Origin of the sequence: Geobacter sp. AOG2, from assembly GCF_019972295.1 — a bacterium.
Classification (GTDB): domain Bacteria; phylum Desulfobacterota; class Desulfuromonadia; order Geobacterales; family Pseudopelobacteraceae; genus Oryzomonas.
Map to the genome: position 1 here is coordinate 3,774,940 of NZ_BLJA01000001.1, position 21,813 is coordinate 3,796,752.

The 21,813-nt window shown below is 62.6% G+C and carries 17 protein-coding genes; 6 read left to right on the top strand and 11 right to left on the bottom strand.

The window, feature by feature from the left end; genetic code table 11:
• Positions 1–58 precede the first annotated feature (58 nt).
• The 5 genes from LDN12_RS17150 to LDN12_RS17170 form a co-directional block, all read right to left on the bottom strand.
• Complete coding sequence (locus LDN12_RS17150; protein WP_223923864.1) at positions 59–340, bottom strand: DUF503 domain-containing protein; 282 nt, start codon at positions 338–340, stop codon at positions 59–61.
• Positions 341–376: 36 nt separating this feature from the next.
• Positions 377–664 carry a hypothetical protein gene (locus LDN12_RS17155; protein WP_223923865.1) on the bottom strand — a complete coding sequence of 96 codons (288 nt, stop codon included), beginning with the start codon at positions 662–664 and terminating at the stop codon, positions 377–379.
• A 169-nt stretch (positions 665–833) separates the two neighbouring features.
• Positions 834–1,487 (bottom strand): outer membrane protein, encoded by a 654-nt coding sequence (locus LDN12_RS17160; protein WP_223923866.1) that lies wholly within the window; start codon positions 1,485–1,487, stop codon positions 834–836.
• Positions 1,488–1,522: 35 nt separating this feature from the next.
• On the bottom strand, positions 1,523–3,244 hold the full coding sequence (locus LDN12_RS17165) for an Ig-like domain-containing protein (RefSeq protein ID WP_223923867.1): 1,722 nt from the start codon (positions 3,242–3,244) through the stop codon (positions 1,523–1,525).
• A gap of 257 nt (positions 3,245–3,501) precedes the next feature.
• Complete coding sequence (locus LDN12_RS17170) at positions 3,502–5,223, bottom strand: diguanylate cyclase (protein ID WP_223923868.1); 1,722 nt, start codon at positions 5,221–5,223, stop codon at positions 3,502–3,504.
• A 534-nt stretch (positions 5,224–5,757) separates the two neighbouring features.
• Between LDN12_RS17170 and LDN12_RS17175 the strand changes: the two genes are divergently transcribed.
• Positions 5,758–7,683: a PAS domain S-box protein gene (locus LDN12_RS17175; protein ID WP_223923869.1), complete on the top strand. Its 1,926-nt coding sequence runs from the start codon at positions 5,758–5,760 to the stop codon at positions 7,681–7,683.
• Between the two features lie 52 nt (positions 7,684–7,735).
• On the opposite strand, the gene LDN12_RS17180 is transcribed toward LDN12_RS17175, so the two are convergent.
• The gene (locus tag LDN12_RS17180; protein WP_223923870.1) at positions 7,736–9,730 is read right to left on the bottom strand and encodes a methyl-accepting chemotaxis protein; all 1,995 of its coding nucleotides are present in this window, start codon (positions 9,728–9,730) and stop codon (positions 7,736–7,738) included.
• A gap of 327 nt (positions 9,731–10,057) precedes the next feature.
• Entirely contained in the window at positions 10,058–11,155 is a 1,098-nt protein-coding gene (locus LDN12_RS17185; RefSeq protein WP_223923871.1) for a hypothetical protein, read from the bottom strand.
• 400 nt (positions 11,156–11,555) lie between these two features.
• Between LDN12_RS17185 and LDN12_RS17190 the strand changes: the two genes are divergently transcribed.
• Positions 11,556–11,777, top strand: coding sequence for a hypothetical protein (locus tag LDN12_RS17190; RefSeq protein WP_223923872.1), 222 nt, complete (start codon positions 11,556–11,558; stop codon positions 11,775–11,777).
• Between the two features lie 223 nt (positions 11,778–12,000).
• Here LDN12_RS17190 and fdhE read toward each other — a convergent pair whose 3' ends face one another.
• From fdhE to fdnG, 4 genes are all read right to left on the bottom strand, one after another.
• Positions 12,001–12,936 (bottom strand): formate dehydrogenase accessory protein FdhE, encoded by a 936-nt coding sequence (fdhE, locus tag LDN12_RS17195; protein WP_223923873.1) that lies wholly within the window; start codon positions 12,934–12,936, stop codon positions 12,001–12,003.
• Positions 12,933–13,565 (bottom strand): formate dehydrogenase subunit gamma, encoded by a 633-nt coding sequence (locus LDN12_RS17200; protein ID WP_223923874.1) that lies wholly within the window; start codon positions 13,563–13,565, stop codon positions 12,933–12,935. Before LDN12_RS17200 ends, fdhE begins: the two co-directional genes overlap by 4 nt.
• Positions 13,549–14,439 (bottom strand): formate dehydrogenase subunit beta, encoded by an 891-nt coding sequence (gene fdxH, locus LDN12_RS17205; RefSeq protein WP_223923875.1) that lies wholly within the window; start codon positions 14,437–14,439, stop codon positions 13,549–13,551. The genes LDN12_RS17200 and fdxH overlap by 17 nt, the downstream gene beginning before the upstream one ends.
• 235 nt (positions 14,440–14,674) lie before the next feature.
• Entirely contained in the window at positions 14,675–17,731 is a 3,057-nt protein-coding gene (fdnG, locus tag LDN12_RS17210) for a formate dehydrogenase-N subunit alpha (RefSeq protein WP_274382227.1), read from the bottom strand.
• A gap of 327 nt (positions 17,732–18,058) precedes the next feature.
• Between fdnG and LDN12_RS17220 the strand changes: the two genes are divergently transcribed.
• The 4 genes from LDN12_RS17220 (at position 18,059) to LDN12_RS17235 (ending at position 21,727) form a co-directional block, all read left to right on the top strand.
• Positions 18,059–18,463 (top strand): hypothetical protein, encoded by a 405-nt coding sequence (locus LDN12_RS17220; protein WP_223923878.1) that lies wholly within the window; start codon positions 18,059–18,061, stop codon positions 18,461–18,463.
• Positions 18,464–18,565: 102 nt separating this feature from the next.
• Positions 18,566–20,113, top strand: coding sequence for a CHAD domain-containing protein (locus tag LDN12_RS17225; protein WP_223923879.1), 1,548 nt, complete (start codon positions 18,566–18,568; stop codon positions 20,111–20,113).
• Positions 20,114–20,129: 16 nt separating this feature from the next.
• On the top strand, positions 20,130–20,882 hold the full coding sequence (locus LDN12_RS17230) for a ParA family protein (protein ID WP_223923880.1): 753 nt from the start codon (positions 20,130–20,132) through the stop codon (positions 20,880–20,882).
• A complete protein-coding gene (locus tag LDN12_RS17235) occupies positions 20,879–21,727 on the top strand; it encodes a hypothetical protein (RefSeq protein WP_223923881.1) in 849 nt (282 codons plus the stop codon). The genes LDN12_RS17230 and LDN12_RS17235 overlap by 4 nt, the downstream gene beginning before the upstream one ends.
• Positions 21,728–21,813 lie beyond the last annotated feature (86 nt).

Sequence of the window (21,813 nt, forward strand, 5' to 3'; positions counted from 1 at the left end):
TATACCCTGCATGAAGCGCAGTGTCAATATAGCACTTATTTCCTTCCCGCCCGGATATTCACACCTCGCTGATGTCGGAGGCCGTTATCTCCACGTCCGGCCATCCCTCGTAGACCCAATCCTCGACGCGTTCCAGCACCTGCCGGGCAATGACCTTGTCCGGGCTGACCGTCACGAACGCCAGCACCGCCGCACCGGGAGCGTCCTGGCGGTCCACCTCGGCGCAGGCCGTATTGAAGCGGTTGCGGCAGCGCCCCAGGATGCTCTTGACGATGCCGCGCTTCTCCTTGAGGGAGCGGGCGGGCAGGTCCAGATGGAGTTCGAGGCAAAAGATGAACATGGGGTTCGACCCTCGTCAGGCGGCGGCGCGGATGATTCAATCTTCCGTCAGCTTCGCCCCGCACTTTGGGCAAGTGCGCAGCCTGAACCATGTGGAATAGAATGCCGGGGCCAGGCGCGCCTCGCAGTTGGGGCAGCGGAAGATATTCCGGGCGACAAGAAGAATCACGGCCAGACAGGCCAACTTCAGCAGGTTGGCCTGGAAGGAGGCCTGCCCGGCGGGCGGGGCGGTCAGGCGAAAGACGACGACAAGGGCAACCACGCTTGCCAGCAGCACAAGGTACAGTTTCTTTCGCTTCCGGTATGTGCTTTGAACCAAATCCATTGCTGTGCATCTCCGTTACACCGGGGAGTAAATTCGTAAGCAGGTTGCAAGGCAGAGGGTGTTTTATGGGACTTATAGGACTTATAGGACCAATAGGACTTATAAAGATCTCATAAGTCTCATAAGTCCTATTGGTCCCATAAGTCCCATAGTTCCTATAACTCCTCCCTCAGAACCCCACCCTCAGACCGATAACTACGCTGTGGTTGTAATAATCCATCGTGAAGGCCGGTCCGCTGGCCTCGCTGAACTTGGGGCGGGTGCTGCCGAAGAAGCGGTAGCCCAGGTCCAGGCTCAGCCGGTCCGTCAGCGCATAATCGATCCCCGCGCCCACCTGGTAGGCGAAGACAAAGGTCGAGTCGCCGCTGAAAGGCTGGCCGGTTACCGTCAGGTCCGAGGTCACGACGCGGGCGGCGCCGAGACCGGCCCCGACATAGGGCGACCACGACCGGTCCACGTCGTGGAAGACGCCGTAGAAGTTGATCAGCAGGCTATCAGCCGTCACGCTGCCGCTTCCCGGGACGCTCCCCTCGGCAAATTTGGCTTTGTCGAGCCGGTTGGTTCGGTGGCTGTACTCAAGCTCGATGCGCCCCTCGCCCGCGGTGTTGCCCGGTTCGAAGTCCCATCCCAGAACGGCGCTGCCCAGTAGGCCGGGATTGAATGTGAGGCCGAAGTCCCCCTGGCTGTCGGAAGCCTTGGCGGATATCAGGGCGTTGCCGCCCAGAAAGGCCCCCGCATAGGGGCCCGAGTGCACGGCCCAGGCCGGGCCGCAGAACAGAAGCGGCAGGCAGAGGGCGATTATTATCCGGCAGGTTCGTTTCATGCCATCTCTTCCTTCATAAATGTTGGTATCGGACACTAGGGCACCTTCAAGTTCACGGCCGTGGCGGTCTTGCCGTCGAACGTGGCGGTGAGGGTCGCCGTGCCGCTGTTGACCCCCATGATCTGCCCCTGTAGTTGCTGGCTGTCCGCCGGGATGGCCACATTGGCGTCGGAGACCGTCCAGGTGGTGTCCTTGGTCACATCCGCGGTGGTGGCATCGGTGTAGGTGGCCGTCGCGGTGAAGGCTGTGGCGACGCCGATGGACAGAGTCGTCGTACTGCTCGGGTAGATGGCCAGGCTCTTGAGGGTCTTAGCCGTAACCGTAACGCTCCCCGTGATATTCGTGCCGCCATAGTTGGCGGTGATGGTGGCGGTGCCCGCAGCCACGGCACCGACTTGGCCGCTCGCCAGCCCGGTGGCGCCGACCGTGGCGACGGAGGTGTTGTTTGAACTCCAGGTGGTGGGACTGCCGGTTGTGGCGCTGTCGGTCACGTCCTGGGACGTGCCGTCGTTAAAGATTGCGGTCACGGTGAAGCGGCCGGTGGTTCCTTTGGTAAGGGCGAGGCTGATCGGGGCGATTTCAAGGTGATTGAGCGACGGGGCGGTGACCGTCAGAGAGGCCGTCTTGCTCAGGGAGGCGGATTTGGCCGTGATGGTGACGCCGCCGCTCGCCAGGGCGTTGGCCCACATCACATTGCCCGACGGCGTGGTCAGGGAGGCGCGGTTTGTGTTGTCAACCGTCCAAGTGAGCGCCCCGGTGATGTCCCGCGAACTGCCGTCGCTGAAGACGCCGGTGGCGCTGATGCGTCCCAGGGTTCCCTTGACGAGGGTCTGGCTGTTGGGGGAGATGCTGATGCTGCTCAGGGTGCCCCCCGTCACCTTGAGGGTGGTTGTCCCGCTGACGTTGTCCAAGGCGGCGCTGATGGTGGTGGTACCGGGGGCGGAGGTTACGGTGGTCCCGGCAGTGGGCGCGGGCGCCACGTTCGTACTGGACGAGGCCCAGGTGACCTGGCTGGTTATGTCGGGGGTCGTCCCGTCAGAATAGGTGCCGATGGCCGTAAAGGTCACGCTGGACAGGGAGAGGACCGTGGGGGTGTCAGGCGTGATCGCGATGGATTGCAGCACCGGCGCCGTGGTGGTGAGGAGCGTCGAGCCGCTGATGCCGCCGAAGGTGGCGCTGATGGTCGTGGTGCCGGCGGCCAGGGCGGTGGCCAGCCCCTTGGTGTCGTCGGCAACGTCGCTGATGGTCGCCGCCGTCGTGTCGCTGGAGGTCCAGGCGGCATCGAAGGTCAGGTCCTGGGTGGTGGCGTCCGAGAAGATGCCGGTGGCCGTGAACTGCTTGGTCAGCCCCTTGGCAAGGGTCGGGGCGGCTGGGGAGACCGTAACGGAGGTGACGGTGGCCGAACTCACGGTCAGATTGAAGGTGGCCGACACGCCCCCCATGGTCGCGGTCAGGACGGAACTCCCCGCGCCCTTGCCGGTCACCCGGCTCGGGTTGGCCGTGGTCACGAACGCCGCCACGGTGGGCGTAGCGCTGGTCCAGGCCACCTGGTCGCTGATATCCTTGGTGTAGTAACCCGAGAAATTGCCGGTTGCCTTGAGCTTGACGGAGGTGTTCAGGGCGATGGTGGAGTAGTCGGCGGTGATCGTGATGGCGGTGAGGGGGGTGACGTCGTTCTCACGCGATGCGGTCCCGTCCCAGCCGCAGCCGGACAGCAGCAGTATCATGAAAAAACCTGACCAGAGCAGGTTGCGCATATACTTCCTCCAAAAAGGTGGGAGCCTTGTGAACGGTGAAAACCCGTTTCTCCGTTTCAGGAATCTCTACCATGTAACTACACTGATAGATCATAAATTTCAACGTAATTACAGTGTGTTAAAAATATTCACATTTCTTGTGACATGCGCAAAACCGGTTGTTTTTGCATGACAAAAAAGGCGCCCGGACCGTGTCCCGGTACCTTTTCGTCAATCAGGGACAGGGGATGGAGCCGACCTGACCCTTTCGCCAACTCCTAATCGCTGTACGCGATCCTGTTGCGCCCCTCCTGCTTGGCGCGGTACAGGGCCATGTCAGCCTCGTGCAGCAACCGGTCGAAATTGATGTTGCGCCCCTTCAACCCGGCTAGTCCCAGGGAGATGGTGACCTGCACCGGGACATCCTGGGGCGAGACGATGACCGCGTCCGCCACCGCCGCGCAGAGCCGTTGCGCTACCTGCATGGCCTGCTCCGTGTCCGTTTCGACCAACAGGGCGGCGAACTCTTCGCCCCCCATGCGGCCTACGATGTCCGCGTCGCGCATCGCCTCCCGGATCAGTAGCGATACCTCCTGGAGTACCGTATCCCCGGTACTGTGTCCCCACGTGTCGTTGACCGTCTTGAACCGGTCGATGTCGATCATGAGGAGTGACAGGGGCCTCCGGTAGCGCAGGGCGCGTGCCAGTTCATGGTCGGCCAGTTCGATGAAGTGGCGACGGTTGAACATGCCGGTCAGGTAGTCGGTGCGCGCCTGAAGCTCGGCCTCTTCCTTGAGGGTGCGCTCGAGTTCCAGGGTTTTCTGGGTCAGGATGAGTTCCATGGCTGATTGCTGCGCTTCCTGGAGCAACCTGCGCAGACGCGCGTTCAGTACCATGGCGAACAGGCAGCCGATGAACATGCCGTTGACGATCAACACCTGCCTGCCGATGTTGATGTTCGTTCCCGCCTGGCTGCTGCGGCTGGTAAACCAGAATACCGTAAAGACGAGCGTGACGGTGACAAAGACGAGTTGCAGCACGCGCCGGCTCGGCGCGTGCTCCTTGCGGAGGGTAAAGGCCATGACGATGAAATACCACCATGAAATCCTGATCAAAATGGCGTTGACGACCATGGTTGCGGGGGTGTAACCCAGGGCCATGGCCGCCAGTTCCAGGGGAAAGACCAGCAGGAACAGGTCGAGGCCGCGCATCAGCAGCGGCGGAGGCTCATAGGGCTTGAACAGCGCGCGGCAGAAGAGCAGGGTGGTGAAGCTGACCGCGCAGTAAGGGCCGGCGGTGCTCCACTCCGCCAGCCGGGGAAAGCCGGCCGGGATAAAGGGGGCCAGATAGCCGGTGATGGCGACGCCGAACAGGGTGTACATGGCCTGATGGAGGGCAAACAGGCCCACCACCGGCTGCCGGTCCAGCAGATAGCTCTGGGCCGCCCAGAGGAACAGCAACAACATGGCGGTGACGAAAATCACCTCCATCAGGTCGAACCTGGTGTCCTGCCGGTCCGCTTCGTCCGGGGTCAGGGCCGACACGCTCAACTGGGACGCGCTCCTGGTCTTGAGGCGCAGGTAAAAGGTCGCCCCGGAAGGCGGTACGTTGACGATGAAGCCGAGGGAGTTCCTGGCGCGGTCGCGCTCGCCGTATGGGTAGTAGTTGCCGGTTACCCGCGTCCTCCAGCTCCGCGGGTCGCCTGCATCGGCCTCGTAGAGGCGGATTTCGTTGAGAAAAGGCTGGCGGATGAACAATACCACCCGGCTGCCCTCAGCGGGCGCCTGAACGCGCAGACGAATCCAGAACGCGGAGTTGCTGACCCCTCTGGACAGGGTGGCCCCGACCGGCACGAAGTCGCGCCCCACAACGTCGGAGATCGTCAGGGTAGCGGCCTTGTCCTCCAGGGCGGCACGGGATACGACCAGGTCGGCGGCTGTAGCCGGCAAGGCTGCGGCAAGTCCGACGACCAGGATCAGGTAGGCGAAAAGTCGTTTCATGACATCACACAGGGGCTGGGTGCCCCCACCCGGCCTGCAAGCACGGGGAGTCCGCCCCCCTGTCGTTGCCGGTCCCCCTCCCAAAATTTTAACCTGCCCCGTCGCGTTCATAGCCATTCTTTCTACATGACGAAATCATGAACTTCAACGTAATTCCGGTGCGCTATAAAAAATGTAACACGCCAGTTGGGGGCGCGAAACAGTCTTTTTTCACCCGGCAAAAAGGCGCCTGAACCACGTCCGGACGGCTGGCCCTGTTTCGTCCGGCACCAGTTCGGATCCCCCATGTTTCCATATTGATTTTATACGGTATACTTGTGTCCTGCGCGTTAGTTCGTACTCATAAGTCCGGCTCTTCCGACCGCTGCCGTCGTTGCGGCTCCTTGATGCAGGCCTTCGCCCGCGTCGCCGCGCCCCGGCATCGGTCAAAATAGCATGGAATTACCTCCCACGACCAACCGCGCAGGACACGAGAAACGGATGGAGCGTAGCGCCGGGAACCGCCGTTCCGGCGGCCAATGCGGGGAGAATCATATGGCAATCGACCGTAGCGACCTGATTCTGACCGTTTCCAACGAAGGCTTCTGGGATTGGGACCTGGCGACAGACCGGGTGTACCTGAGCCCGCGCTACTGCGAACTGGTGGGCTGCTCTCCCGATGACACGGTCTTCGACAGCCGTTTTTTCAAGTCGATTATCCATCCCGACGACCGTCAGCGGGTCTTCGAGGCCATTAAGGAATACCTCCGGGGTAACTGCGCCATTTCCCTGATCGAGTACCGGATGATCTCGAAGGACGGCACGGTCAGATGGATCGAAGGGCGGGGCACGGTCGTCGCTTATGATGAGCAGGGCAAGCCGGCGCGCATGGTGGGGACCATCGTCGACATCGGCGCGCGCAAAAGGGCGGAAAACGCCCTGCGGGAGAGCGAGGAGCGGCTGCGACTTTTCATAGAGCATGCCCCGGCAGCCCTGGCCATGTTCGACCGGGACATGCGTTATCTGTACGTGAGCCGTCGTTGGCGGAGCGATTACGGTCTGGGGGAGCGCGACCTGGTCGGTCTGTCCCACTACGAGGTTTTTCCCGAGATACCCGAACGCTGGAAGGAGGATCACCGGCGCGGGCTGGCGGGCGAAGTGTTGCGGGAGGAGGCCGACCGTTTCGTTCGGGCCGACGGATCGGTGCAGTGGCTGCGCTGGGAGATTCGGCCGTGGCGGGACGCCACGGGGGCGGTAAGCGGCATCGTGATCTCCACCGAGGATATCACCGGCCGCAAGCGGCAGGAGGAGGAGCTCGGGGTCGCCAAGGAGCAGGCCGAGGCCGCCAGCCGCGCCAAGAGCGAGTTTTTGGCCAATATGAGCCACGAGATCAGGACGCCCATAAACGGTATCGTGGGCATGACCAGCTTGCTGAAGATGACGGAGTTGAACGACGAGCAGCGCGAATATCTGGATTGCATTCATGTCTCCTCGGCAAATCTCCTGTCGCTCATCAACGACATACTGGACCTCTCCAAGGTCGAGGCCGGGAAGGTCGTGCTGGAGTTGATCCCTTTCAGTCTGCGGGGGTGCATCGGCGAATCCGTGAAGGTCCACATGGCGAGCCTCCGTGCCAAGGGACTGACGCTGAAGACCGACATCCCCGCCCAGGTACCGGACGCCCTGACCGGGGACCAACTGCGGCTGAGACAAATCCTGGTCAATCTGATCGGCAATGCCGTCAAGTTTACGGAACGTGGCGAGATCAGGGTGTCGGCAGCCCTGCTGGAAGCCCGCGACACCACCGCTCTCATCCGGATCAGTGTCGCGGACACCGGCATCGGCATCGACGAGAGCGCCATGGACAAGATCTTCGCCCCCTTCAGCCAGGCGGATTCATCCACCACCCGCAGGTTCGGCGGGACCGGGCTCGGGCTTTCCATCAGCAAGGGGTTCGTGGACCTCATGGGTGGAAGCATCGGGGTTGAACGTCTCGCGGGAGGCGGCAGCCTGTTCCAGGTGACGATCCCGTTCATGGTCAACCAGCCCCGGCCGTTGCCCCGTGACCGCAAGGCCGGGGGGTCTCCTTCGGCATGGGGAGGTTCGCCCCTGCGTATCCTTTTGGTGGAGGATCAGGAGATCAGCCGCATGTTTACCGTCAGGATTTTGCAAAAGATGGGTCATATCCTGGATTCGGCCCAGGACGGCAGGGAAGCGGTGGAGAAATGGGAAAACGGCTCCTTCGACATGATCCTGATGGATGTGCAGATGCCGGGCATGGACGGTATCGAGGCGACCGCCGTCATCCGCGGGCGAGAAGCGGCCAGGGGGGGGCATGTCCCGATTATTGCCCTGACGGCCCATGCCCTCAAGGAGGACCGGGGAAATTTTCTCTCCCAGGGGTTTGACGGCTATGTGTCCAAACCGCTGGAGATGGGGGCGTTGAACGATGAGATGAAACGGTGCCTGGAGGGAGGCTGACGAGGCGGGGGCGAACGCCCCCGGTCCCGCTGCTGCCGCTCTTATCGCCGGGTCACGCGCACTGTTTTTCCAATGCTTCCAGGTTGCCGAGCAGGGCTACGGAGTTGTCCACCATCTCTCGGCACAGGACGGCCGCCTTTTGGCGATCCCCGCCGTTGTACGCCACGATGGCGGCCTTACCGAGTTCATGGACCTTGGCATGGGGTTGGACGATATCCTTGAAGACCTGGAGATGGCCGCAATGATCGGTGCCCATGGTGTCGTACCATTTGCCGAAGTTGCAGCCGTGGTGGTCCGGCAGGGTTGACGGGTCGGTTTTGGACGCGCCGTCCAGGTGGGCCTGTATCTTGCCCACAAAGATCATATGGGCGCTCTTGGCCTTGTTGATGATGAGGGAATTGCTCTCCTCGATCCTGAAAGACTCCACGGCCTCCATCAAAGCCGCCGACAGGCCGTTGAGCTTGTTGGCCTCGGCGGTGATGTCGCGCGACTCATTCGAGGTGGCGTGGGCGATCTCGGTGACATTCATGATGTTGCGCGACACCTCGGTGGTGGTGGCGGTTTGCTCTTCGGCAGCCGTGGCGATCTGGTTCACCTGGCTCGTCACCACATCGATGCGTTGGAGGATGTGCTGTAGCGCTTCTCCCGATTGGGCCGCTCCCTCGCTCCCCCGTTCCACCTCGGCCACTCCCTCCTCCATGGCTGCCACAGCCGACCTGGTCTCACCCTGGATGGACTTGATCATATCGCCGATCTCGCGGGTCGCCCGGGTGGTGCGCTCGGCCAAGGCCCTGACCTCGTCGGCCACCACGGCGAAGCCGCGCCCCTGTTCCCCGGCCCGGGCCGCCTCAATGGCCGCGTTCAGGGCCAGCAGGTTGGTCTGGTCGGCGATGTCCTCGATGGTGCCGACGATCTCGCCGATCTGGTTGGAGCGGCGGCCCAACTCCTCGACGATCTTTGCCGAACCCTTGACCTGCTCGGCGATCCGCGCCATTCCCGTCACCGTCCTGTCCACCACCTCGGCCCCCGAGGCGGCCACTTCGCCGGCATCCCGGCCTTCATGGGCCGCATCGTTGCAATTGCGGGCAATGTCGGACGATGTCGCGGCCATCTCCTCGCTGGCGGTTGCTATGGTGGTGGATTGGCTGGCGAGGATCTCGGAATTCTTCGCCAGGCCGTCGGCCAGTTTATGGACGCGGTTGGCGGCGACCGACACCTGGATGCTGTTTGTCGAGACCCTGCCGATCGTTTCGGCCAGTTTTTCCGCCATGCCGTCCACCTCGCGGGCCAGCACGCCCATCTCGTCGCGGGAGTCGAATCCCGAGCGGGCCTTCAGATCCCCGGAGGCGACGGTTGCCAACACCTCCATGACCCTGGCCAGCGGCCTGGTGATGGAGCGGAAGATCATGGCGCCGAAGAGGGTTGCAAGGGCGATGCACGCGAGCCCCACGGCGACCATGGCCCCTTCGATCCTCGTGGCGCGGACGGCGTCTTCCTTGCTCATGGTCAGGGCCGCCTTCTGCTTGATATCCACGACCCCGGCGATCGCCTCGGCCGGCTTCGTGTAGAGCGGCGCCACCGTTTTCGTGGCGAAATCAACGACTGCCGCGTGGTCTTTGCCGCCGTTGGCCGTCGATTCGAGGGAAAGTTTCGCCAGCTTTTCCCCCTGGACCAGATACGCCTCGAAGCCGTCGCTGAACTCCCTGAAAAGTTCCTTTTCCCGGTCCGGCATGGCTGTGCCGTTGAGTTGTTTGATCCCCTCGCGGACGGCGGCTACCTTTTTGACCATGTCGGCCTGTTTTTCTTCCTGACGCGCCGTGTCGGGAAGGAGCATCATATAGACCAGGTCCAGGCGGATCGTGAGGAAATCCTTCACCAGACGGCCTGCAACCGCCACCTGGTCGATGCTTTCATCGGCTTCGTTGATGCCGCCGGCCGTATCGCGAATGCCGTAAAATCCCAGGCCCGCCACCACGGCCAGCGCAACGCACGTCATGCCGATCAGGATGGTCAATTTTGTTTTCACCTTCAGGTCCGACCACTGCATGTTGCCTCCCGGATTACCGCTGTTAATTTCCATTTTTTGCCGCGACTCCCCGGTTTCCGGACCGCAGCCGCTTGCCGCCGTGCATGGCCAGGCCGGATTCCCGTGCCCGGTCGCGCCGGTTAGGCGGGTCTAATTTATAGATGATATTGTATTATTGCAATATATTTGTAACACAAATAAGCGGCGGAAACGGCCATTCGGGGACCGTCGATGAATAAAAGCGCTTGTTTTCAGGGTGTTTTGAATGGGTGCTGCCGCGAGGTGGGTTTGATTCGAGGCGGGTTGTCTGCGAACCTCTCCGACCGGTTCGCAGACAACCTGTTAAACTCACCGCAGGAGTTTCGACCGGAGGATCAGGATTTCCAGCGCATAGGACGCCTTGCGGCACAATTCGGCGGTTTCGGTGGGATTCAACTGATCCGAGGCGTCGCACAGGAGCACGGCGACGACCTGCTGCTGGATGAAGATGGGGAAGAATGCCGAGCCCTCCCCCGTGCTGCGGAGCCTGTGCAGAAGCCGTTTCGTCTCCGGGGATACGGCTTCCCCCAGATACGGTTTCCTGGTGGCGATGCACTGCATCAATTCCGGCAACGACTCCACGGGCAGGGAGAACGTCTCGAATTCGCGGACCTTCTTGCGGTTCGAGCAGGCCTTCCAGCCCCGCACGAGGCCGTCCTTTATGATCATGAGGGCAACGGTGCCGGAGGTGTAGGAAAGAAAATCCAGGACCGTCCTTGCCACATCGTCCCTGGACGTGGCGCGGTTCAGGCGGCCGGCGGCGTCGGACAGGGAGGGCGGCGCACCGCCACGTCCCTTGGGCAGGGCGGAGTCGCCATCGGACGCGGCGGCTCCTTCGGGCTGGGGTGCGTCCCCCAGGCGCCTCCATTCGATCCCGTCGATAATGACCGGCGGTACTTTTCCGTCGGCCTTGGGTGCGGTTGCGGGCGTCTTTTCCCGGGTCTTCAGGTCCGAATATCTGGGGAGGAATCTGCCGGGGCGTTGTATCCCGAACATCTGCTCGAAGAAGAGGTCGATGGCGTAGCCGGAAACAGCCACCGGCTCGATCTTCCGCCCGAGAAACAGTTCCAGGTCCGCCCGTTTTTTGGGAGAAATGGCCTGATCGGTTGCGATGCGGACCGCCGTGCCGTTGCTCCCCACGGGGATGAGCCGGTGCTTCTTGATGGCGGCCGGGGGGATGATGGAAAGGTTCCGGGCTCCGAACCCCAGGAGTTGTTCCTTGGTGAGAAAGGCCAGGCCGGTCTGTTTGCCCAGGCACCGGGCCAGATCGTCATCGGCGACCAGCCCCATCTCCACGAGGCAGGTCCCGAGTTTGACCCCGTGCAGCACATGGTTTTCCAGCGCCGTATCCAGATCCCGTGCCGTAAGGACCTTTTCCGAAAGAAGTATTTCGCCAAGACGTGCCATTGGTCATGCCTCGCGTTACGGTCTAACCCTATACTATCCATTTATGCCACATCCGATCAAATACGGCAACTGCATTGCATTCAGGAACGGGAAGCCCGCTGCGGACACGCCTCCCTGTCTGTCCTTAATCCCTATACACCCCCCAGCCAACGCCTGATCCGTGTAAAACCCCATTACAAGCCGATTTGCGTGGTGACCCCCGCCACCGTACCGTATACGTATCATATACACCCGCACCTTCATTCTCACCCGGATAGAGGCCTGTTTCAATGTCTTTAAAATAAAATATGTTATTGTTTCAGCATGTTATCCATGCGGTGAAAAATATGTTTCCGCGCTGGCACCGCTGATGCAATTTTAGATTTACAAAAGGACAAAAACGCAGAACAAGGAGGATGCCATGAGAACGCTCACTACCATAATCGGAACAATCGCAGGGTTCGTACCTGCCGCCGCTTTCGCGGCCACCACGGCAACAGTGGAAAACACAGGGTTAATGGGTTGGATCTTCTTGGGCTTCGGAGCTTTGGTCATCATAGGGCAGGCGATACCGGCAGTGTTGATGATGATCGGCTTTGCCAAGGGATTGACCGGGAAGGAAACGGAGAAACATACCGCATAAGGAGGAGATCATGAAACAAGCGCAGCAATGAAAGGGCCGCCCATGAAGCGGCCCTTTCGGTGTGTGAAGGTGGAGATGGAAAACGTCCCTGTACCCGCCCAAAGGCAGTCTATCCTTCTACTCCAGTAATCCGCTCATCACCCAGATATCACGCAAAAAAAGGCACCAGGATCGTCTCCGGGTGCCCCTGGTTGTATCGTTTTGATGCAGCGCGATGGCCGCCTCAGCCCTCCTCCACCTCGCCGCCGGGATGGAGGTACAGATTGGGACCGCTCCGTGCCTTGCCCGCCTCGTCCATGAGCATATCCAACGCCAGGGTGGCCAGGTCGTCGGCCGTGGCCTCCATCCGGTTGTCCTTGTCCAGGTACAACAGCTTCAGGTAGGTGTTGCAGTCCGGGCAGCTTTCCGCCTTGACCGCGCCGTTCGTCCCCTCCAGGCTGTAGTAGGCGATCCCCTCGGTGGCCTCGCAACTGCTGCATTTGAGCCGGACCATGTGCCACTGGGTGGCGCAGAGGGAGCAGGAGAGATAGCGCAAACCCTGCTCCGAGCCGTGGGCGTGGACGACGCCGCTGGCCGGGGCCGAACCGCACACCGGGCAGACCCCGCCCGCTTCCAGCCGGACAAAGACGTGTTCCCCCAGGGCCGTTGCCATGTGCACCCAATAGACCTGGAGGGCGGCGGCGATAAAGGGAGACTCTTGGGGAGGGACGGCGGCCGATTCGCCCGCCAGTATCCAGTCCGCCATCTCCTCCAGCCTGCTTTCAGCCGCACACAACAGGCCGGCCGCAGTTTCGCGGGCAGCCGTCGGCACCTCCGCCACGGCCATGCGGCGCAGGATCAGCGCCAGGCCCTCCCGCCAGGCCCGGTTCCGGGACCGGAGCCGGGCGTCCAGGAGCGGCATGCCCTGTTCGCGGCACAGCGTCTGTTCTTCCAGGGTGGGAGGGGGCAGGGGGGGGAAGCCGTCCAAGGCCTCCTGTTGCGCATCGGCCAACAGCGCCAGGAAACCCAGGTATCCCCCCAGGCTGTGGCCGGGGGCAAGGAGCCGGAAACGTTCGGCACGGCGGGCGAACAGGTCGCGGCCGGGGAGGAACAGGAAGCGGATCTCACCGGCCGGGGCCTCGATCTCCCCCGGTTTGAGGATGCGGTCTGCCATGCTCATTTACGCCCTCCGGTCATCTCCCGGAACCATGCCGGATGATGCTGTTTCGCCCAGGCGCGCCGGACCTTGCCGTACAGCATGGCGCCGATGCTCTCCTTGGTCCAGATGGCCAGGTAGATGTGCCCGATGATCAGGGCGATGATCCCCGCTCCCGCGGCGGCGTGCACGATGGCGGCGAACCGGACCAGGCCCACCGGGAACAGGTGGGTGAAGTAGGCGCGCCAGATGACGACGCCGGACAGGACGAGCAGCGCCATGCAGGCCACCAGCAGCCAGAAGAGCAACTTCTGGCCGCCGTTCAGCTTGCCCGCCTCCGGCATGTTCCGGTCGTCGCCGCTCATCATCTCCCGGCTATGGCGCAGCCACTCCCAATCGCCGGGCGACATGATGCACAACTTCCGGAACCGGAAGAACATGCTGCCGAAGAAGATGATCAACGCCACCCCGATGAAGGGATGGAGGATGCGCGTCCAGACGCCGCCGCCGAACACCTGGCTCAGGGGGAAGAAGAACGGGTGGAACAGCACCAGGCCGGAGAGGGCCAGCAGGATGAAGGTCAGCGCCACCAGCCAGTGGTTGACCCGCTCGGGGGCCGTATAACGGTCTAATTTTTCAGGATCTCGTATCATCCTTGCACTCCTTCTCGATCTCTTCCGAAACCTCGTTGGGCCCCGTGGTCACGTAGTGGAAAAAGGCTCCCGCGGCGATCGCGCCGAGGGCCAGGGAAGCCAGCGGTTTGGCGGCCCCTTTCCATACCTCGACCATGGCGCCGATGGAGGGCTCCTTGGGAAGGCCGCTGTAGATCTCCGGCTTGTCGGCGTGGTGCAGCACGTAGATCACGTGGGTGCCGTCCACCCCTTTGGGGTCGTAGATCCCCGCCTTGGCGAAGCCCCGCGCCTTCAGGTCCGCGATACGTTCCTCGGCGTGGTGGAGCATGTCTTCCTTGGAGCCGAAGACGATGGCGCCGGTGGGGCAGGTCTTGACGCAGGCCGGTTCCAACCCCACCGCCACCCGGTCGGAGCAGAGGGTGCACTTGTAGACCTTGCTGTCCTTTTGGGACAGGCGGGGGATGTTGAACGGGCAGCCGGTGATGCAGTAGCCGCAGCCGATGCAGTTTTCCTCGTGGAAATCCACAATGCCGTTACTGTACTGGACGATGGCGCCGGGCGCCGGGCAGGCCTTGAGGCAGCCGGGGTTGCCGCAGTGCATGCAGCCGTCCTTGCGGATCAGCCACTCCAGTTTCCCCGGTTCCAGTTCCACCTCGGCGTAGCGCATGACGGTCCAGGAGTTCTCGGTGAGGTCCATGGGGTTGTCGAGAACACCGTGGCAGGTGCCGATTTCGTCCCTCAGGTCGTTCCACTCCATGCACGCCACCTGGCAGGCCTTGCAGCCGATGCATTTGGTGACGTCGATCAGCTTGGTCACCTCCATGGTCCGGCGCTGGCCCGGCGAAGGGGTGGTGGTGGCGGAACGGCGGGTGATGTCAAGTGATTGCAGTGCCATAATCCATCTCCTATAGAGGTTGTTGAAAAACAGCCATCTCGCCACCGTCCTCGAAAGCCCTTTCGTGCGGCGTAGCGCTGCTACGCCTCCTCATGGCTTTTAGCAGAACCGTTCCGGTTCTGTCCCTGCGGGATGAACTCCGCTCCGCTTCGTCACCGATAATCGCCGTAGGCGATTATACTGCGGGTGCGGCGATCTGACTATTTTTGAACAACCTGGGCTTTTCAACAACCTCCTAAGCCTTCTCGATGTTGACGAGGAACGACTTAAACTCCGGCGTCTGGGTGTTGGCGTCCCCCACGAAGGGGGTCAGGATGTTTGCCAGGTAGCCGCTCTTGGCCACCCCCTTGAAGCCCCAGTGGATCGGGATGCCCACGTGGTGGACGGTCTTGCCGTTCACCGTGAGGGGCTTGATGCGCTTGGTCACCACCGCGACCGCCTTGATGAAGCCGCGGCTCGACCAGACCTTGACCCGGCCGCCGTCCTTGATCCCTTTTTCTTTGGCCAACTCCTCGCTGATCTCCACGAACTGCTCCGGCTGCATGATGGCAGACAGCCTGGTGTGCTTGGTCCAGAAGTGGAAGTGCTCGGTGAGGCGATAGGTGGTGGCGGCGTAGGGGAATTCCTTGCTCTTGCCGAAGGCCTCCAGGTCGCCCTTGAACACCCGCGCCGCCGGGTTGCTGATCACCTTCGGGTGCAGGGAGTTGGTGTCGATGGGGGTCTCGAACGGCTCGTAGTGCTCGGGGAACGGTCCTTCCGCCATCTTGTCCAGGGCAAAGAGCCGCCCCGTCCCTTCCGGGAGCATGATGAAGGGGTTCATGTGGTCCGCGGGATCGGAATCCGGCTTGAAGTCGGGCACGTCGGCGCCGCCCCACTTGCTGCCGTCCCAGTACACCAGTCTGCGTTTCGGGTCCCACGGCTTTCCGGACAGGTCGCAGGAGGCGCGGTTGTACAGGACGCGCCGGTTGGCCGGCCAGGCAAAGGCCCAGTTGAGGGTGTTGCCCAGACCCGAGGGATCGTAATTGTCCCGTCGGGCCATCATGTTCCCCTTCTCCGTCCAGGCCCCCGAATAGAGCCAGCAGCCGCAGGAGGTGGAGCCGTCGTCCCTGAGTTGGGCGAAGCCGTCCAGCAGTTGGCCCTTTTTCACCAGGACCTTGGTCGGGTCCTTGGGATCGGCGAGATCGCCCAGGGCTTTGCCGTTGTACTCCTTGGCCAGCTCGTCGGGCGACGGGGCACGGGCAATGCTGTAGTTCCAGGTGAGGTTCAGGACCGGGTCGGGGAAGGCGCCCCCCTCCTTCTTGTACAGATCACGCAGCTTGAGGAAGATCCCGGCGATGATGTCGGCGTCGGGCAAGGCCTCTCCCGGCGGTTCGGCGCCCTTGTAATGCCATTGCAGCCAGCGCCCGGAGTTGGTGAGGGAGCCGTTCTCCTCGGCAAAGCAGGTGGAGGGGAGACGGATCACCTCGGTCTGGATCTTGGCCGGGTCCACGTCGTTGTATTCGCCGTGGTTCTCCCAGAAACACGAGGTCTCCGTGGCCAGGGGATCGATCACCACCAGGTACTTCAACTGGGACATGCCCTGGATCAGCTTGGCCTTGTTCGGGATCGAGGCCAGGGGGTTGAAGCCCTGGCAGATGTAGCCGTTCAGCTTGCCCTGGTGCATCAGTTCGAACACCTGGAGCACGTCGTATACCTTGTCCAGCTTGGGCAACCAGTCGTAACACCAGTTGTTCTCTTTGGTCGCCGCGTCGCCGAACCAGGACTTCATCAGGCTGACGTGGAACTTGCCGTAGTTCTGCCAGTAGGACATCTGGCCGGGGCGCAACGGCTTGAGAGCCCGCTTGTCGATGTAACCCTGGTAGTCGGTCTCCTTTTCACCCGGCAGGGTGAGGTAGCCGGGCAGGAGGTTGGACAAGAGCCCCAGGTCGGTGAGACCCTGGATGTTGGAGTGGCCGCGCAGGGCGTTCACCCCGCCTCCCGCCATGCCGACGTTGCCCAGGAGGAGTTGCACCATGGCCGCGGTGCGGATCATCTGCGAACCCACCGAATGCTGGGTCCAGCCCAGGGCGTACATGAAGGTCAGGGTGCGGTCGGGCGCCGAGGTGGTGGCGATGGTCTCGCACACCTTGAGGAAGGCGTCCTTGGGGGTACCGCAGATGTTGCTCACCGCCTCCGGCGTGTAGCGGGAGTAGTGCTGCTTGAGCAGTTGCAGCACGCAGCGGGGGTGCTGCAGGGTCTCGTCCACCTTGGCGAAGCCGTCCGGGCCGATTTCGTAGGACCAGGTGGCCTTGTCGTACTTGCGCGCCGGTTCGTCGTAGCCCGAGAACAGGCCTTCGTCGAACCGGTAGCCCTCGTTGATGATGAAGGAGGCATTGGTGTAGGACTTGACGTATTCGTGCTGGATTTTGTCGTGGGAGAGCAGGTAGTTGATCACGCCGCCCAGGAACGCGATGTCCGTGCCGGTGCGCAGGGGCGCGTAGAAGTCCGCCACCGATGCCGAGCGGGTGAAGCGGGGGTCCACCACGATGAAGGTGGCGTGGTTGTGGGCCTTGGCCTCGGTCACCCATTTGAAGCCGCAGGGGTGAGCCTCGGCGGCGTTGCCGCCCATGACGACGATGACGTTGGCGTTCTTGATATCTACCCAATGGTTGGTCATTGCACCGCGACCGAATGTGGGGGCCAAACTGGCCACCGTTGGTCCGTGTCAGACCCGGGCCTGATTATCGAACGCCAGGATCCCCAGGTTGCGGATGACCTTGTGGGTGATGTAACCGGACTCGTTGCTGGAGGCGGAGGCCGCCAGGAAGCCGGTGGTCACCCAGCGGTTGACCGTGGCGCCGGCGGCGTTCTTGGCGATGAAGTTCTTGTCCCGGTCGTCCTTCATCAGCCGCGCCACCCTGGTGAACGCCTCATCCCAGGAGATGCGCTGCCATTCTTTGGAGCCGGGGGCGCGGTATTCCGGGAACTTGAGGCGGCTTTCGCTGTGGATGAAGTCCACCAGCCCCGCGCCCTTGGGGCAGAGGGTGCCGCGGTTCACCGGATGGTCCGGGTCCCCCTCGATGTGGAAGATCGCCGGCTCGGCGTTTTTCGCCCGGTCTCCCAGGCTGTGCATGATCAGGCCGCAGCTTACCGAGCAATAGGGACAGGTGTTGCGGGTCTCGCTGCTGCGGGCCAACTTGAATTCACGCACCTCGGCACGCGCAACGGAAGGTGAGAAGCCCAGCATCGCAATGCTGGAACCCCCCAATCCCCCGGCGGAGAATTTGAAAAATTGCCTTCGTGTTATTTGCATGTTTGACCCTCCTTGGTTCGTTGTCTGTATGGTCAATAGCTTCCCGATGTCCCGACTGGGGTGGTTCATTCAACGATTTAAAGATTCTAGCGCTCAAAGAGCAAAAATCAACCCTCATGCGAAAAAAAAATCCGGCCTGAAAAGTCTTCGGCCGGTCATGGCGGGCTGGCTGCGGAATCGTGGCACGGGAAGGATTGCATTTTCCACTATAAGTATTATAATTATAATAGTTATTATATGATGATGTATGCCGCTATGAAAGTTGTTGAAAATACTGCACAACTGCCGATGCGGCAGTTTCAGATACCCGTGAACGAGGAGAAGACCATGAAAGATGAAAAGCCGAAACCGGCCGCCGTGAAACCTCTTGCAACGGAGACACCGGACAAGGACGCCGCAGCGAAGAAAAAGAAAAAAAACAAAAAGGCAGAAGAAGCGGCGGCAGCGGCTCCCAAGGTAAAAAAAGCAAAGCCGGAGAAAGCCGCCGGGAAGGCTGCCGAGCCGAAGGCCTCCAAGGCCGAGAAAGCACCGAAGGCTCCCAAGGCTCCCAAGGCGGCGAAGGAGGACAAGCCGACCAAGTTCCTGGTGAGCATGAAAAAATCGGTGCGCAAGAGCGTTAAAAAAGAGGCTGCCGAGGCCGGCATCAGCATGAATGAATTCATCGTCCTGGCGGTGGAGGAAAAGCTGGGCAAGATCCCCCAGGCCGCCAATGGGGCTTCCAAAAAGCCGTGATCCGCACCGGACGCGCCCCTGCTTTTGTGGTAAAATTGCCGGTGTTGGATCGTGACGGCGGTGGGCAGCCCAGCTTCGGAGTGCCGGCCACGGGAGGGTGGGGTGTACGGTAAGGAATCGGTTCGTTTGACGCTCCCCGGCGATCTTGGGCCGGAATGCCTGCGGGAGGAGTGGGATGTGGAGTTCCACCCGCAGGAGTCCCGGACCTTGACGTTTTGGGATACGTTCGAGTGGGGCCTGTGGTTCGGCGGGCATGTCCTGTACAGCTCCGACGGGGTGTATCGCCTGTGCGTCCGCGAGGATGGCTGGCCGGGGGCGACGGTGTGCGAGGAGCGGGCCGGTGGCGGACGGCGGTTCTGGCATGACTTCGGGACCGGGGTCATGCGGACCGCGCTGAGGGGGATGCTCGGGCTGCGGGGGCTCGCGCCGGTGGCGGAGGGGATCTTTCGCCTGCGCCGGTGCGACCTGCGCAATGAAACGGGGAAGATCGTCTGCCGCCTGGAGTGGTCTACGGTCTCCTCCGGCACGCGGGGAGAGGATGCTCTGCTCCACTCCTGCCGGGTCATGCCGCTTGTGGGCTACGAAGCGGAAGCCGTACGGGTGGCGGAACTCCTCATCCGGCGCGGGGCGCGCACCTCCGGGGACGGCCCGGTGGCGGCCCTGCTGCGCCTTGCCGGACGCGTGCCCCGAAAGTACACCCTGCGGCCGGTCTTCGGCCTGGAGACGGACACGCCCGCCCGTGAGGCCGTAGGAAGGATCGTACGCTCGATCCTGGAGATCGCCGAAGGAAACGTGCCGGGGCTTCTGGAGGATCTGGACACGGAGTTTCTCCACGATTACCGGATCTGCCTGCGGAAGGTCCGCTCGGTGCTGAGCCTGGTGAAGGGCGTGTATCCGGCCGGGGAGACCGCGCGCATGCGCACGATCCTGGGCGACCTGGCCCGGCAGACCAACCGGCTGCGCGATCTGGACGTGTACCTCCTGGCGCGGGACGAATACCTGGGGCTGTTGCCCCCCGCGCTCCGTCCGGCCCTGGACGGGATGTTCGCGGATTTTTCGGCGGAGCGGGAACGGGAGGTGCGGCGCATGGCCGCGAAGCTGCGCTCCGCATCCACCCGACGGCTTCTCCGGGAGGTGGAGGAGTTCTTCTCCGCCTCTGCCCTCCATGAACCCACGGAGGCTGCCGACCTTCCCGTGGGGCCGTTGGCCTTTCGCCGCATCTACAGACGTTACCGCAAGATCCGCGGGATGGCGGCCGGGATCGGGGCGGAGACGCCCGATGAGGCGGTGCACCGGCTCCGTATCGAGTGCAAGAAGCTCCGCTATCTCATGGAGTTTTTCGACGAACTCATTCCGAGGGAGGAGGGGGCCAGGATGCTGGGGTTGTTGCGGCGCCTGCAAAACCGGCTCGGCGAGTTCAACGACGCCCTGGTGCAGCAGAAATCCCTGATGAGCTATGGGGAACGGAAACGGCCCGGTTCCCAAGCCGCCCTGGGGGTGGGGGGACTCGTGGCGGTCCTCTACCGCCGGCAGCAGGAGGCGCGCGGTCAGATCGAAAAGGCCCTGGAGGGCTTCTGCGGCGGCGCCACGGCCGCGCTCTTCAGGCGCACCTTCAAGCCCGGCGGGGCTTCCGCCGCACAACAGACGTGAAAAGGCCGGCACGACCATGAAAATACTCTCTTCATACAGCATCAAAGGCGGGGTGGGGAAGACGGCCCTGGCGGTCAACCTGGCGTTCGCCTTCCGGGAGGCGGGGCGCAGGACCCTGCTCCTGGACCTGGACCCCCAGGGGGCCGCCACCTTCTATTTCCGGGTGGCCAGCGCGGAGAAGTTCCGCATGCGCGACGCCGGTTCCCTGGCCGAGGGGCTCCGCAGGAACATCCGGGAGTCCGACTTCCCCGGCCTGGACATCGTCCCCTCCAACCTGGGCTACCGGCACTTCGACATCCTGCTCGACGGCATGGCCAAGCGCCGCCGCCAGCTCCGCAAGGTGCTGGAGGAGTTCAAACCCGATTACGACGTGATCCTCATGGATTGCCCGCCGAACATCACGCTGCTCTCGGAAAACGTGTTCCGGACGTCGGACGCCATCCTGGTGCCGGTCATCCCTACCGTGCTCTCCCGGCGGACGCTCGAACAGTTGGCCGGATTCTTCCGGGACGAGGAGTTGCCCGGCGGCCTGCTCCGCCCGTTTTTCTCCATGGTCCAGAAGCGGAACAGGATGCACCGGGAGATCATGGACGAGCTTCCGGCGGAATATCCCGGCTTCCTGGAGACGGTAATCCCGTTCTCCGCCGACGTGGAGAAGATGGGCCTGCACCGGATGCCGCTTCTGGCCTATTCCCGCGCCTGCGCGGCGGCCGTGGCCTACCGGGCGCTGTGCGACGAAATCCTTTCCCTGTCCGGTTCGCGGCCATGATCGAGATCGAGCGGAAATTCCTGGTAACGTCCCTGCCCGCCGGAATGGGGGGCGGGACGCCGATCCTGCAAGGGTATCTGGCCTACGAGGAACACCTGGAGGTGCGCATCCGCCAGTACGGCGACAAGCACTTCCTGACCGTCAAGGAGGGGCCGGGGCTCTTGCGGCGGGAGACCGAGATCGAGATCACCCTCAACCAGTTCCGCGCCCTGTGGCCGTCCACCGAGGGGCGGCGTCTGGAAAAGGTGCGCTTCCTGGCCCAACACGGCCCGTACCGGGTGGCGGTGGACCGTTACCAGGGAGACCTGGAACCGCTGCTGGTCGCCAAGGTGGGGTTTGCCTCGGTGGAGGAGAGCGAACTGTTCCGGCAGCCGGACTACCTGGGGCAGGAGATCACGGACGTGGAGGCCTACAAGAGCATCTCCCTCGCCATCCACGGCATCCCCGGCCCGGCCCTGGAATACCAGATCGGCGCGCTCCCCTTCCTGTTCCGCGGCGGGCGTTTGCACCTGGTGATCGTTACCAATACCGCCCAGACCCGCTGGATCATCCCCAAAGGGCAGCCGGAGCCGGATATGTCCCGGCAGGACGTGGCCGTCATGGAGGCCATGGAGGAGGCCGGGGTCATCGGCAACTGTCTCCCCGGATTCCGCGTGCTCTGTCAGCGCAAGGGGGAGAAGACGCTTTATGTCTATCCGCTGAAGGTCACGACCCTGCTGAAGAAGTGGCCGGAGATGGAATGGCGCAAGCGCGCGGTGCTGCCCCTCAACAAGGCCCTGAAGATGATCAGCGACCCGGACCTCGCCCAGTGCCTCCAGCGCCTGGCCTCCCGCCTGGTTGCCTGAGTTGTGGTCCATTTGACTTTTCATGGCGGCGGGGTAAGGTGGTAGGAGGAAAACGTGGTTCATGGGATTTATGGGACTTATAGGAC

Bases quoted from the DNA above. Each gene is read 5' to 3' on its own strand.
- LDN12_RS17150 (WP_223923864.1), bottom strand. From the start codon at position 340: ATGTTCATCTTTTGCCTCGAACTCCATCTGGACCTGCCCGCCCGCTCC.
- LDN12_RS17155 (WP_223923865.1), bottom strand. From the start codon at position 664: ATGGATTTGGTTCAAAGCACATACCGGAAGCGAAAGAAACTGTACCTT.
- LDN12_RS17160 (WP_223923866.1), bottom strand. From the start codon at position 1,487: ATGAAACGAACCTGCCGGATAATAATCGCCCTCTGCCTGCCGCTTCTG.
- LDN12_RS17165 (WP_223923867.1), bottom strand. From the start codon at position 3,244: ATGCGCAACCTGCTCTGGTCAGGTTTTTTCATGATACTGCTGCTGTCC.
- LDN12_RS17170 (WP_223923868.1), bottom strand. From the start codon at position 5,223: ATGAAACGACTTTTCGCCTACCTGATCCTGGTCGTCGGACTTGCCGCA.
- LDN12_RS17175 (WP_223923869.1), top strand. From the start codon at position 5,758: ATGGCAATCGACCGTAGCGACCTGATTCTGACCGTTTCCAACGAAGGC.
- LDN12_RS17180 (WP_223923870.1), bottom strand. From the start codon at position 9,730: ATGCAGTGGTCGGACCTGAAGGTGAAAACAAAATTGACCATCCTGATC.
- LDN12_RS17185 (WP_223923871.1), bottom strand. From the start codon at position 11,155: ATGGCACGTCTTGGCGAAATACTTCTTTCGGAAAAGGTCCTTACGGCA.
- LDN12_RS17190 (WP_223923872.1), top strand. From the start codon at position 11,556: ATGAGAACGCTCACTACCATAATCGGAACAATCGCAGGGTTCGTACCT.
- fdhE (WP_223923873.1), bottom strand. From the start codon at position 12,936: ATGAGCATGGCAGACCGCATCCTCAAACCGGGGGAGATCGAGGCCCCG.
- LDN12_RS17200 (WP_223923874.1), bottom strand. From the start codon at position 13,565: ATGATACGAGATCCTGAAAAATTAGACCGTTATACGGCCCCCGAGCGG.
- fdxH (WP_223923875.1), bottom strand. From the start codon at position 14,439: ATGGCACTGCAATCACTTGACATCACCCGCCGTTCCGCCACCACCACC.
- LDN12_RS17220 (WP_223923878.1), top strand. From the start codon at position 18,059: ATGAAAGATGAAAAGCCGAAACCGGCCGCCGTGAAACCTCTTGCAACG.
- LDN12_RS17230 (WP_223923880.1), top strand. From the start codon at position 20,130: ATGAAAATACTCTCTTCATACAGCATCAAAGGCGGGGTGGGGAAGACG.
- LDN12_RS17235 (WP_223923881.1), top strand. From the start codon at position 20,879: ATGATCGAGATCGAGCGGAAATTCCTGGTAACGTCCCTGCCCGCCGGA.